The sequence below is a fragment of the Mesorhizobium sp. WSM4848 genome (assembly GCF_055811375.1).
In genome coordinates this window covers 483,124-495,497 of sequence record NZ_JBVVPX010000001.1, presented here as the reverse complement: position 1 = coordinate 495,497, position 12,374 = coordinate 483,124, and the positions used below count along the sequence as shown (strand labels likewise).

11 protein-coding genes are annotated in these 12,374 nt (G+C 63.7%); all 11 read right to left on the bottom strand.

The genetic code is table 11. From position 1 onward, the window contains the following. Nucleotides 1-104: 104 nt before the first annotated feature. The 11 genes from rpiB to AC0L16_RS02355 all read right to left on the bottom strand — a co-directional run bounded on the left by rpiB (nucleotide 105) and on the right by AC0L16_RS02355 (nucleotide 12,349). The gene (gene rpiB / locus AC0L16_RS02405) at nucleotides 105-551 is read right to left on the bottom strand and encodes a ribose 5-phosphate isomerase B (protein WP_473618754.1); all 447 of its coding nucleotides are present in this window, start codon (nucleotides 549-551) and stop codon (nucleotides 105-107) included. A gap of 20 nt (nucleotides 552-571) precedes the next feature. Further along, nucleotides 572-1,849, bottom strand: coding sequence for a TRAP transporter large permease (locus AC0L16_RS02400; protein ID WP_473618752.1), 1,278 nt, complete (start codon nucleotides 1,847-1,849; stop codon nucleotides 572-574). 1 nt (nucleotide 1,850) lies between these two features. Further along, on the bottom strand, nucleotides 1,851-2,318 hold the full coding sequence (locus tag AC0L16_RS02395) for a TRAP transporter small permease (protein WP_192361150.1): 468 nt from the start codon (nucleotides 2,316-2,318) through the stop codon (nucleotides 1,851-1,853). Nucleotides 2,319-2,406: 88 nt separating this feature from the next. Next, nucleotides 2,407-3,396, bottom strand: coding sequence for a TRAP transporter substrate-binding protein (locus AC0L16_RS02390; protein WP_473618751.1), 990 nt, complete (start codon nucleotides 3,394-3,396; stop codon nucleotides 2,407-2,409). A gap of 34 nt (nucleotides 3,397-3,430) precedes the next feature. Beyond that, nucleotides 3,431-4,171 carry a FadR/GntR family transcriptional regulator gene (locus AC0L16_RS02385; protein WP_473618749.1) on the bottom strand — a complete coding sequence of 247 codons (741 nt, stop codon included), beginning with the start codon at nucleotides 4,169-4,171 and terminating at the stop codon, nucleotides 3,431-3,433. 332 nt (nucleotides 4,172-4,503) lie between these two features. Continuing rightward, a complete protein-coding gene (locus AC0L16_RS02380; RefSeq protein WP_473618748.1) occupies nucleotides 4,504-6,486 on the bottom strand; it encodes an ABC transporter permease in 1,983 nt (660 codons plus the stop codon). Further along, nucleotides 6,483-7,568 (bottom strand): quaternary amine ABC transporter ATP-binding protein, encoded by a 1,086-nt coding sequence (locus AC0L16_RS02375; RefSeq protein ID WP_473618747.1) that lies wholly within the window; start codon nucleotides 7,566-7,568, stop codon nucleotides 6,483-6,485. The genes AC0L16_RS02380 and AC0L16_RS02375 overlap by 4 nt, the downstream gene beginning before the upstream one ends. 75 nt (nucleotides 7,569-7,643) lie before the next feature. Beyond that, a complete protein-coding gene (locus AC0L16_RS02370) occupies nucleotides 7,644-8,618 on the bottom strand; it encodes an ABC transporter substrate-binding protein (RefSeq protein ID WP_128167754.1) in 975 nt (324 codons plus the stop codon). Between the two features lie 525 nt (nucleotides 8,619-9,143). Next, the gene (locus AC0L16_RS02365) at nucleotides 9,144-9,929 is read right to left on the bottom strand and encodes an SDR family oxidoreductase (protein ID WP_473618746.1); all 786 of its coding nucleotides are present in this window, start codon (nucleotides 9,927-9,929) and stop codon (nucleotides 9,144-9,146) included. 12 nt (nucleotides 9,930-9,941) lie between these two features. Next, nucleotides 9,942-10,712, bottom strand: a complete 771-nt coding sequence (locus tag AC0L16_RS02360) for an SDR family oxidoreductase (protein WP_473618745.1) — start codon at nucleotides 10,710-10,712, stop codon at nucleotides 9,942-9,944. Between the two features lie 128 nt (nucleotides 10,713-10,840). Next, the gene (locus AC0L16_RS02355; protein ID WP_473618744.1) at nucleotides 10,841-12,349 is read right to left on the bottom strand and encodes a sugar ABC transporter ATP-binding protein; all 1,509 of its coding nucleotides are present in this window, start codon (nucleotides 12,347-12,349) and stop codon (nucleotides 10,841-10,843) included. Nucleotides 12,350-12,374 lie beyond the last annotated feature (25 nt).

The following is a 12,374-nucleotide window of genomic DNA, read 5'->3' as shown; positions in this document are numbered from 1 at the left end:
CGCTCAATGCAGGCGCGACGACCGGTTCCTGATCTCTACCTCAACCGCAGGCGCCCTCCCGCGCAGCGGGTTCGTTCAACGGCCCCGAGAGTGCCTTGCTGAAACTACCGCTCGCCATCCATCTCGGCGAGCTTGCGCACGCGGCGGCGGAAGTCCTCGTCAGTGGAAAACTCGGCCTGCAGGTACGCGGTGACCAGGTCCTTGGCGAGCCAGGCACCGACGATCTGTGCGCCGATGCACATGACGTTGACGTCGTCGTGCTCGACCGATTGGTGGGCCGAATGAACGTCGTGGCAGACCGCGGCACGGATGCCCTTCACCTTGTTAGCCGCGATTGAAGCGCCGACTCCCGTGCCGCAGACCATCAGGCCGCGCTCCGCCTTGCCCTCGATGATAGAGGACGTCACCGTTTTCGCGATATCCGGAAAGTCCACCGGATTGGGATCGTAAGATCCGGCGTCGTGCACCTCGTGTCCCAGCGACTTGATGTGATCGATGATTGTCGCCTTGAGCGGGAAGCCGGCGTGGTCGGAACCGATGACGATGCGCATCTTCAGAATTCTCCAGGGTGTTACTGAGCGATCATGCGGGGCAGCCACAAGGTGAGATCCTTCGCGAAGGTCAGGATCGCAAGCGTGGTCAGCAGCGGGATGTAGAACGGCAGCAGCGCCTTGAGCAATTGCCGGATCGAGACCTTGGCGATGTCGGCCACCAGAAAAAGCGACAGGCCCATCGGCGGTGTAAGCAGGCCGAGCATCAGATTGAAGATCGTGACGATGCCGAGCTGAACCGGGTCGACGCCTGCCAGCACCAGCGGCGGCGCGATGATCGGCACCAGCAGCAGTGTAGCCGTCGTGGAATCCAGGAACATGCCCGCCACAAAGAAGATGAGATTCGCGATGACGAGTAGCATTACCGGATCGCGTGAGAGGCCAAGCAGTGCCGCTGCGAAGCTCTGCGGCACCTGCTCGACCGCGAGGATCCAGCCAAAGAGGGCCGCTGCCGCCACGATGATCAGGATCGCCGAGGAACTGCGCGCGGTGAGCACGGCCGAGTTCCACAGATGATCGAGGGTCAACTCCCGGTAGAGCAAGGCGCTGATGAGGATGACGTAGACGGTGGTGATGGCCGCCGCCTCGGTCGGCGTGAAGGCGCCGGCTGTCATGCCGGCAATCATCAGGGCGGGCGCCACGACCGCGGGCAGCGCCGGGAGGAAGTCGCGTCCTATTTCCCACAGCGTCGGCCAGCGGTCGGCCCGCGGATGCTTGTGGATTGTCGCCACCACGAGCACCGTCAGCATCAGGAGCGCAGTGCACAGTATGGCGGGCACGATACCCGCGACCAAGAGCTGCACGATCGAGACACTCGTCACCGAGCCGTAGACGATCAGGGGAATGGACGGCGGGAAGATCGGCCCCAGTGTCGCCGAGGCGCCGGTGACGGCGCCTGCGAAGGAGGCGTCGAATCCGCGCTTCTTCATCGCATCGATCTCGATGCGTCCGAGTCCTCCGATATCGGCGAGCGCGGCGCCCGACATACCGGAGAAGACCAAGCTGCCGAATACATTCACCTGCGCCAGACCGCCCGGCACCCGGCCGACCAGCGTGTAGGCAAATCGGAAGATGCGGTCGGTGATCCCCGATAGGTTCATCAGATTGCCGACGAAGATGAAAAGCGGAACCGCAACCAGCGGGAAGGAATCGAGCGCATAAGTGACGCGCTGTGCAAGGAGGCCGAGCGGAAGGCCTTCGATGACTACGTAGGCAATGGACGGCAGGAGGATGGCATAGACCACCGGAAAGCCGAGCATGAAGAGCGCCAGAAAGGCGATGACGACCGCGAAACCCATGTCAGACCGCGATATTGGTGTCGGCCTGCGGCGGCTTGCGCAGGTGGAGGAGGTGGACAAGAGCCGCGCCGGCGAAGCCGAACAAGGTCGCGCCCAGGAAGATCCAGAACGGGATGCCGAGCGTCGGCGTCGCGTTGGCTAGGTTCCTCGAAATGTTGGTTGCCGTGACATAGGCGAGGAAGCCGGTCGCAGCGATGGCTCCGATCGAGATCGACCAGTTGACGATCCCACGCAGGCGCGCCGGCATCGCTGCTTTGAATTCGCCCATGACGATGTTCTCGCCGTTCTGCACCACCAGTGGATAGGCGCAGAAGACCAAGCAGATGAGCAGGAAGCGCGTGAACTCTTCGGCCCCGATGAAAGGCAGCACGAAGACGCCACGCATGATCACCTGCGCGGTCGGCACGAGCACGAGGCCGGCCATGATGATGACGACGAAAGCTGTAAGAATGCGTTCGGCGATGCGCATCGCGTCCTCCCTTCCGGCCGGCGAACCGACGCTGGCGGCGACAATTTACCAAAGGGGTTGGCCGGGGCGCGAGCCCGGCCGTCGTCGATCACTTGACCGCCTGGATGTGCTCGATCAGCGGAGTGAAGTTCGGGAAGTCCTGCGCGATCTGCTTGTTGACGCCGTCGCGGAATGCGGCGATATCCAGCCCGTCGGCCTCGGTGATGATGGTCATGCCGCGTCCCTTCAGCTCCTCGACGAGCTTGGCCTCGCCATCCTGGGCCATTTGCAGCGACTTCTTTGCCTCGTCGTCGAGCACTTTGGTGATCGAGGCGCGCTGCGCCTCAGTCAGGCCCTGCCAGACCTCCTCATTGACGAACACGGCGAGGACGGCACGCATGTGGCCGGTCATCGAGATATGTGACTGCACTTCGTTGAGGTTGTTCGAGGCGATCATGGTCAGCGGGTTCTCTTGCCCGACCACCACGCCCGTCATCAGGGCGGTCGGCAATTCCGCGACCTCGACCGGAGTCGGGATAGCGCCGAACCCTTTGACCATCGAGACCCACAGCTCGAGCGGAACGGCGCGGAACGGCTTGCCGGCGAGATCAGCCGGCGTCTTGACCGGGAAGTTGGACGAGATCTGGCGGTCACCGCGGTAGATGCGGCCGATGATGCGCACACCCTGTGCGACGAGCTTCTCGTTGAGCGCCTGCAGCGCGGGCGACGTCGCCGGGTCGGTCGCGGCAAGTGCATGCGCGCCGTCGCGGTAGATGAAGGGCGCGTTGAACACCGCTACCTCAGGCACGAGGCGTGCGAGGGAGGCGAAGTCGTGGTGGCCCATCGAAATCGAGCCCATCTTGACGCCGTCGACCATCTCGGCGACGCCGCCGAGTTGGCTCGCCGGATAGACCGTCACGGTCACTTCGTTGTTCGTGCCTGCGGCGATGCCTTTCGCGGCCTCGGCGGCGTAGATCGTCTGGATGTCACCCTCGGCACCCACATGAGCGTAGCGCAGCTCGGCAGAGAGCGCTGCGCCCGTCATGACGAGCGCGACGGCCGCGCCTGTCAATGCCTTGATGATGGTCCTGTGCAGCATGTCGGAAATCCTCCCTTGATTTTCATGCCTATTGCTAGGTCTGCGGCCTCCGGGCGAAGGCCGAGATGAGGCTGCGGCGACGGAATTCGTCGCCAATGGCAAAATGGTCGCGGAGCTTGCGGTCGGCCGCGTCCGGATTGCGATCGACAATCGATAGAAAGACTTCGCGGTGCGCTTCCACGAGATAGTCCACGATGCCGGGCTCTGAGACGGTCACTTGGCGCCTCTGGACATGACTGCGGCGCAGCAATTCGCCGATCGCGCCATAGAGCGTGGCTAGTGCCTCGCTGTGCCCGGCCTCGACAATCGCCTGGTGGAAAGCGAAGTCGGCTGCGCCGCCCTCGATCGGATCGTGCAGCGTGTCCATCAGCCGGGTGAGCTTCGAGCCGATGCGCTTCAGATCGCTTTCCGTCGCGCGCTCGCAGGCAAGCCGGATCGCCTGGCATTCGATCGCGATGCGTGCCTGCATCACGTCGTCGAGGATGTCAGGCTGCTGAGCGAGGCTGAAGGTGAAGAAATCTGAGAGCACGTTGATGTCGGCCTGGCGGACATAGGCGCCCTTGCCATGACGGATATCGAGGAAGCCGAGCATGGCGAGCGAGCGCAATGCCTCACGCAGCAGCGGCCGAGACACGCAGAGCCTCAGCGACAGTTCACGCTCGCCCAGCAGGCGCTCGCCCGGTTTCAGGGTGCCGTTCAGCAACGCGTCGCGGAAGAAGGTGAACACCTTCTCTGCACCCGACAGATCGTCGCCCTCGGCAAGCATCGTTGACATCGGCCGCTCTTCCTTTCCACTGGCCTTACAGTGGTCTGACCACTGTTCCCGAACGGAGAGTCGATGTCAAGCAGTATCAGCCGTCATCGGGAGCGGCCAAGCTCGTGCGAAACCAGAGTGAATGTCTGCTACCGCTCTCGGGATGCCAGGAGCTGCCAGTCTGATACTGGCCGAACTGAACGTCCTCCGAAAATGGCGGCTTTCTGATAATTTCGTCCGGACTACGGACGGTCAGCTTCCGGCTCCGGAACCGACATTTTTGCGATCAGTTTGGCAAGGACAGCTTCTGTGCGAAGCTGACGTTTCGTGGGGCGCGCCCCCTCTATCTCCAGCTATCCCAGCCTTGCCCGCGCCTTGGCCGTCCAGGCGTTGAACAGCCGGTCGGCGACGATGCCGATGAAGGCGATGGCGAGGCCCGCGACGATGCCGCGGCCGGAATCGGCCTTGGACAGAGCAATGAACACCTCTTGGCCGAGATCGCGGGTGCCGACCATGGCGCAGATGATGATCATCGCCAGCGCCATCAGGATCGTCTGGTTGACGCCAAGCATGATCTCGGGCAGCGCCAGCGGCAGCTGGACGCGCAGGAACGTCTGGCGCCTGGTGCAGCCCGATACCTTTGCCGCCTCGATCAGCGCCGGCGGCACCTGCCTGAGGCCGTGATTGGTGTAGCGGATGGCCGGCACCACGGCGAAGGCGACGGTCGCGATCATCGCCGTCACATCGCCGACTCTGAACAGCATCACCACCGGGATGATGAAGCAGAACGACGGCAGCACCTGCAGCGTGTCGATGATCGGGGTGACGATCTTCTCGACACGGTCGCTGCGCGATGCCATCAGCCCGATCGGAATGCCGATCAGGCAAGCGATGAAGGCCGAGATGCCGCACAAATAGACCGTCGCCATTGTCTTTTCCCAGAGGCCGGTCACCGCGCAGAAGACGGTCAGCGCCGCGACGAGGGCGGCGAGGCGCAGGCCGCCGAGCTGGTAGCCGGCAAGGCCGAGCAGGAACACCGCGCCCAACCACGGAAAACCCTCGCAGAAGGCGCGCACCGGGTTCAGCACATTGAGGATCAGCGCCACGCGGAACGCTTCGATCGTGTCGAAGAAGTTGATCGTGATCCAGCTCACTGCCGTCTTCCACAGGGGTGCGGTGGTGAAGGTGATCGCCTTCGGCACCGCGGCAAAGGCCGGCACGAACAGGCCAAGCAACGTCGTGGCTGCAAGGATGGCGACGGCCAGCGTCAGATTGGGGTAGCGCCGCCAGAAGCTCGGGTTGACCTCCTGGTAGACATGGCCCTTCGCGTGATTGCGCGCGATCGCCTGGCTCAGCCGGTCGAGCGCGATTGCCAGCGCCACGATGGCAAGGCCGGCTTCCATCGCCTCGCCGACCTTCAGCGCCCTGAGCGCCAAGAGCACGTCGTAGCCGAGGCCGCCGGCGCCGATCATCGAAGCGATGATCACCATATTGAGCGCCAGCATGATGACCTGGTTGACGCCGACCATCAGCGCTGGACGCGCCGAAGGCAAAAGCACGCGCCACAGTTTCTGGCGCGCCGTGCAGCCGGCCATCTCGCTGAAATCGTCGATTTCGGACGGCACCCGAGACAGTCCAAGCATCGTCGCGCGCACCATCGGCGGCGTCGCGAAGATGGCCGTCGCGATCATCGCCGAAACCGGACTGTTGCCGAACAAAAGAAGCATCGGGATCAGGTAGGCGAAGGTCGGGATGGTCTGCATCAGGTCGAGGGCAGGGGAGATCAACAGCCTCTCCACCCATGGCTTGCGCCACGCCCAGATGCCGACGAACAATCCGGTGACGATGCAGAACGGCACGGCGATCGAGATCAGCCCGAGCGTCAGCATGGCGCTGGTCCACTGGCCGAACAGCGCGATGTAGAGGAAACAGCCGCCGACCAGCGCGCCGAGCTTCCAGCCACCGGCGGCACGTCCGGCCAGGAATGCAGCGATGCAGACACCGACCCAGGACAGTCGCGGCAAGACGAGCATCTCGGCGCCATGGCCGATCTTGAAATTCTTGGCCAGCAGACCGAGCGCAAAATCGAGCGGCACGCCGAGGACAGCGGTGATCGAGCGCGTCAGCCAGGAGAAGTTCGACTTCATCCAACTCATCAGCGCGCTGACCCAGTCGGCGACCGGAACGATTGCGCCGGCCGGATAGTTGACCGCCCAGGGCAGCCTGTCCTGCAGCAGGAACACGGCAAGCACGGCGGCAAGGGCGCCGGCCCAGACCACCAGCCAGAGCTGAACCGGCCGCGATCTCGCCTCGCTGGCGCTTGCCGTCACCGTCATGCGCCGGCCCCGGTACGCTCGATGCCGGCCAGAAGATCGATCACCGCTTGCGGCGTGACTTCGCCGATCGGCTTGCCGGTGCCGTTGACGACGGCGAACGGCTTGCCGGCCGAGACGATATCAGCCGAAAAACTCGATATCTTGGCATCCGGCGCGACCACGCCGCCATGCTCGGCGCCGGTGCAGGCGCGCATCAGGCTTCGCGCCGAGATCACCTTGGCGCGGTCGACGTCGCGGGTGAACTCGGCGACATAGTCGGTCGCCGGGTCGACCACCAGCTGTTCCGGGGTGCCGATCTGGATGACCTCGCCGTCCTTCATGATGGCGATGCGGTCGGCCAGCCGGATGGCCTCGTCGAAATCATGGGTGATGAAGACGATGGTCTTGTGCAGCATGGTCTGCAGCCGCATCAATTCGTCCTGCATCTCGCGGCGGATCAGCGGATCGAGCGCCGAAAACGGCTCGTCGAGAAACCAGATTTCCGGCTTGGTGGCGAGGCTGCGGGCGATGCCGACACGCTGCTGCTGGCCGCCGGACAGCTCACGCGGATAGAAATGCTCGCGGCCGCGAAGGCCGACAAGCTCGATCACTTCGCGCGCGCGTTTTTCGCGCGTCGGCCGATCCTGCCCTTGTATGCCTAGTGGAAAGGCGATGTTCTCCAGCACATTCAGATGTGGCAGCAGGGCGAAATTCTGGAACACCATGCCCATGCGGTGGCGCCGCAGCTCGATCAGCGCGGCATCGGAGATTTTCAGGAGATCCTTGCCCTCGAACTCGACCTTGCCATGCGTCGGCTCGACCAGCCGCGACATGCAGCGCACCAGCGTCGACTTGCCCGAGCCCGAAAGCCCCATGATGATGAAGATCTCGCCCTGGCGGATTTCGAGGTCGACGGCGCGCACCGCGCCGACCAGCCCGGCCGCGGCGACCTCAGCCATGCTGGCCTTGCCGTCGCGCTGGCGGATGAAATTGGCCGCGTTGGCGCCGAACAGCTTCCAGACGTTGCGGCAGGCGAGCTTTATCGGGCGGGCATCTTTTGGCGTGCCTGCCGCTTGCGGCACCTGTTCAGTCGTATCGGCCATGCAGTCGTCCTTCTGGAATAGGGGATAGAGACCCGGCCATGAATGGCCGGGTCTCGCAGTTTCCAGTTGGAACGGTCACTCGGCCCAGGCTTTCCAGTCGGCTTCGTGGGCGGCGATCCAGGCGGCGGCGACGTCTTCCGGCGTCTTGCCTTCGAGATCGATCTGGCCGCTCATCTTGTTGAGTTCGTCGGTGTCGATCGTGTAGTTCTTCGCGACCTTGTAGGCGACCGGCCATTTGTCCTTCATGCCGGCCCAGGAATATTTCCAGATCTCGCCATGCGGCTTGCCGCAGTCGTATTTCGCTTCAGGGTTCACGCCCCATTTCGGGTCGGTGTAGCACTCCGGCGTATAGTCGGGGAATTCGACCCATTCGCCCTTGTATTTGGCCGGCGCCCAATGTGGCGAATAGACCCACAGCATGATCGGCGCCTTGCGCTGATAGGCCGAATCCAGCTCGGCGAACATCGCCGCGTCGGTGCCGGCATGGATCACGGTGAAGGGCAGCTTCAGCGCCGCGGCACGCTCGTCGTCAAAACCTTCCCATGTCACCGGGCCGCCGAGATAGCGGCCGTTGGGCGCCGTTTCGGCGGTCGAGAAGGCTTCGGCGCATTTCGGGTCCTTCAGCGCCTCCCAGTTCGGCAGGCCCGGGCATTTTTCCTTCATGTATTCGGGATACCACCATTCTTCCTTGGCCTTGGGCCCGAGCGGGCCGAGGCGTTCGGTCTGCCCGGTTGCATCCGAGGCCTTCATGGCTTCGCCGGCCGTCGTGTCCCAGAATTCCATGGCGACAGCGAGATCGCCATTGGTAAGGCCGGTGGTCAGGCTGGAGAGATAGTCGGCGGTCGGGTACTCGACCGTGTAACCCAGCTTTTCAAGAATGCCGCCGAGGATCTTTGCGTTCAGGTTGACGCTGGTCCAGTCGAACAGCGCGATCTTGATCGGGTCGTTGGATTCTGGCGCCGCCGCTTGGGCCGAAGGCGTCAGTGCACTTGCCGCGGCAAGTGTTAAGGCTCCCATTGATAATCTCGAAATCAAACTCCGAAGTGACATGCCTGTTCTCCTGTCAAGCTCTGGTGGAAGTTATCGTTCGTTCCCTTCTTGCGTCTTTTTGATTGTGTTGGAAAAGCTGGTCGTTGCGCAAGTCCATTGGCAGCAAATTGCTGTCGGCGCTGAAGTAGGCGCAGACGGGAATGATGCCCAATTCGATGAAGAGCGACCGCGTCATTGCTGCCGTGCTGCCGAAGCAGTGATCCGCGGATCGATCGCCGCTCTTGCGGCGCCCTCAAGCTTGCGAGCCATCAAGGTCCCATGCTGTCGGCTCTCGGCGGTCGCCGAAGCCATTTTCATGAGATGAAATTATATATACCAACATTCATGTCGCGCAACGACTAATGCCATCTCGCGCGCCTCTTCCTTCTCCCCTTGTGGGAGAAGGTGGCCGAGCGAAGCTCGGCCGGATGAGGGGTGCTCCAGCTTGGCACCGACGGCGATCCTTCCAACACCCCTCAACCGTCTTGGCGCTGCGCGCCAATCCACCTTCTCCCACAAGGGGAGAAGGCAAGAAGCGGTGGCGCCTCACGACATGATCAGGCCGCCATCGACATTGATCGTCTGGCCGGTGATATAAGCGGCGTCGTTGCTGGCCAGGAAGCTGACCAGGCCCGAAACATCCTCGCCGCTGCCGGCGCGGTCCATCGGGATGTTTTTTACCCATTCGGCCATCAGCTCACCGGGCTTGTAGTCGCCCATCAGCCTGCCCCACGCGGCGTCGTTGTAGGCCCACATGTCGGTGTCGATGATGCCGGGGCAGATCGCGTTGACGGTGATCTTCTCCTTGGCCACTTCCTTGGCAAGGCTCTGGGTGATGCCGACGACGCCGAATTTAGACGCCGCATAATGCGGCGTGTAGATAAAACCCTGGCGCGCCTGGCCGGATGCGGTGTTGATCAGCCTGCCGCCGTCGCCATGCTTGCGGATGCGCGCGATCGCCTCCTGGCAACATAGGAACACGCCCTTGGTGTTGACCGCCAGCACCTTGTCCCATTCGGCCTCGGTCATCGCCTCGATCCTGGCAATGGTGATGACGCCGGCATTCTGCACGGAGATGTCGACGCGGCCGAACTGCTGTTCGGCCAGATCGTAGAGGGCGGCGACCTCGTCCTTCCTGGTCACGTCCATGCGCAGTGATGCGACCTTGGCGCCATCCGCCTTCAGTCCGGCGGCGACCTCTTCGACGCGCTGGTCGATGGCGCTGACGACGACAGCCGCGCCCTCAGCCGCGAAGCGCCTGGCTATCGCTGCGCCAATGCCGCCGCTGGCGCCGGTGATGACCGCCGTCTTACCCTCGAAACGCTTCTGCACTTTCCTGTTCTCCTACCAGCAGACGAATCCGCCATCGACGATCAGGTCGATGCCGGTGACGAAACTCGAAGCGCGGCTGGCCAGGAACACGGTCGGGCCGACCATCTCTTCCGGCTCCGCCATCCGCCCCATCGGCGTGTCGCGCTCGAATATCCTGACCTGGTCGGCGACCTCAGGCCGCTTGTTCATCGGCGTCAGCGTGTAGCCGGGGCTGACGACGTTGACGCGCAGGCCGCGATCGGCCCATTCCATGGCGAGACTCTTCGACATGTGGATGACGGCGGCCTTCGACGAATTATAGTGCGCCTGGGTCAGGCCGCGGTTGACGATCGAGCCCGACATCGAGGCGATGTTGATGATCGAGCCCTGGCGCCGCGTCAGCATTACGCGCGCTTCAGCCTGGCAGGACAGGAACACGCCGCTGACATTGACGTCGTAGAGCTTCTGCCATTTCTCCAGCGACAGCGTCTCGGCAGGCTCGGCCCCGGCGACGCCGGCATTGTTGACAGCGATGGTCAGCGCGCCGAGTTCCTTCTCCGTGCGTTCGATCGCCGCTGCCAAATCGGCCTCTGACGTCACCGTGCCGGTCAGCACCAATGCCTTGCGGCCGAGCGCCGAGATCCTGTGCGCGGTTTCGTCCAGCCCGCCTTTCGAGGCATGGCCGAAACAGGCGATGTCGGCGCCGGCCTCGGCCAGGCCGATGGCGATCGCTTGCCCGATGCCGCTGCCGGCGCCGGTGACGAGGGCAACGTCGCCATGAAGATCGAATAGTTTCATCGACATGTTTTCCTGTTGAGCCGCCGGTGCTGCCCTGGGAAGGAAGGGGCGCCAGTCCTGGCTGGCGCCCCGCGCGGTCCGGTGCCTGGGAGGATATCACCTGCTGCGCTCTATTCCGATCCTTTATGCCGCCCTCAGCTTGTGGCGAGCTCCATGACGGCGATGTTGCTTGCTTCGCTGCGGTCGAGAATTCCGCGCTGGCGGCCACGGCTCAGCACCAGCACGCGATGCGACAGGCCGAGCACTTCCTCGAGATCGGAGCTCACCACCACCACCGCCATTCCGGAGCGGGCGAGGTCGGCGATGACGTCGTAGATCGCGGCGCGGGCGCCGACGTCGATGCCGCGTGTCGGCTCGTCCAGGATGAACACCTTGGGCGGCCGTGAAATCCATTTGGCGATGATCACCTTCTGCTGATTGCCGCCGGAAAGCTTGCTGATCGCCTGGTTGGGCCGGCCCTTGACTCCGAGCCGGCCAATGCCGGCCTCCGCGAATTTCTGTACCGCCTTGGGAAATACCCAGCCATTCGGCGCGACCTGGTCGAAATTGCCGATCGCCAGATTCTCGCCGATGGTCTGGTCGAGCACCACGCCTTGCGCCTTGCGGTCTTCCGGAACCAGCACGACGCCGGCCTTGATCGCCGCCGCCGGGCCATTGAGGTGCACCGGTTTGCCGGCGACACGCACCGAGCCTGAGGAAATCGGATCGGCGCCGGCGATCGCTCGCACCAGCTCGGTGCGGCCGGCGCCGATCAGGCCGGCGATGCCAAGGATTTCGCCGGTCCGCACCGAGAAGCTGACATTCTGAAAGCTGCGTTCCGGCGAGGACAGGTTCTCGACCTCAAGCAACGTCTCGCTGCCCGGCTCCGAGAGCGGCGGGAACATCCGCTCGACGCTGCGGCCGACCATCTGCTCGACTATCGCGCGCACCGGAATGTCGGCGCGCTCGTGGCGGGCGACGATGCGCCCGTCGCGCATCACCACCACGCGGTCGGCGATCTCGGCGATCTCGTCCAGCCGGTGGCTGATATAGACGAAGGACATGCCTTCCGCCTTGAGCTTGCGGATCTGCTGGAACAACAGTTCCGTTTCCTCGCTGCCAAGCGCTGCCGTCGGTTCGTCGAAGATCAGAAGCTCGGCATTGAGCGTCAGCGCCTTGGCAATCTCGACCTGCTGCTGGGCGGCGATGCGCAGCGTCCGCACCTTGCGTTCCGGCGAGACATCGAGGCCGAGCCGCTTCAACTGCGCCGATGCCCGTGCATTCATTGCCGCGCGATCGATGCGGCCGCCGCGCATCGGCAGGCGCCCGACATAGACGTTCTCGGCGACCGACAGATCCGGCAGCAGTTTCAGTTCCTGGTGGATCATTCCGACGCCGGCGTCGATCGCGGCGGCGGGAGAGGCGGGGGAATACGGCTTCCCCCGCCATGTGATGCTGCCGGCGTCGGATTTGGTCGACCCGGCGATGATGTTCGAAACGGTGGACTTGCCTGCGCCATTTTCGCCAAGCAGCGCCACGACCTCGCCCGGCCGGACCTCGAAGCTCGCATCGGCCAGCACCTGGACCGGTCCGTAGCTCTTGCAGAGGCCGCTGACGAAGAGCCCCAGATGCGGGGTCTGCGTGTGGCTGGGATCCAGGGACATCGTTCCGCTCATCAACTGCCGGACT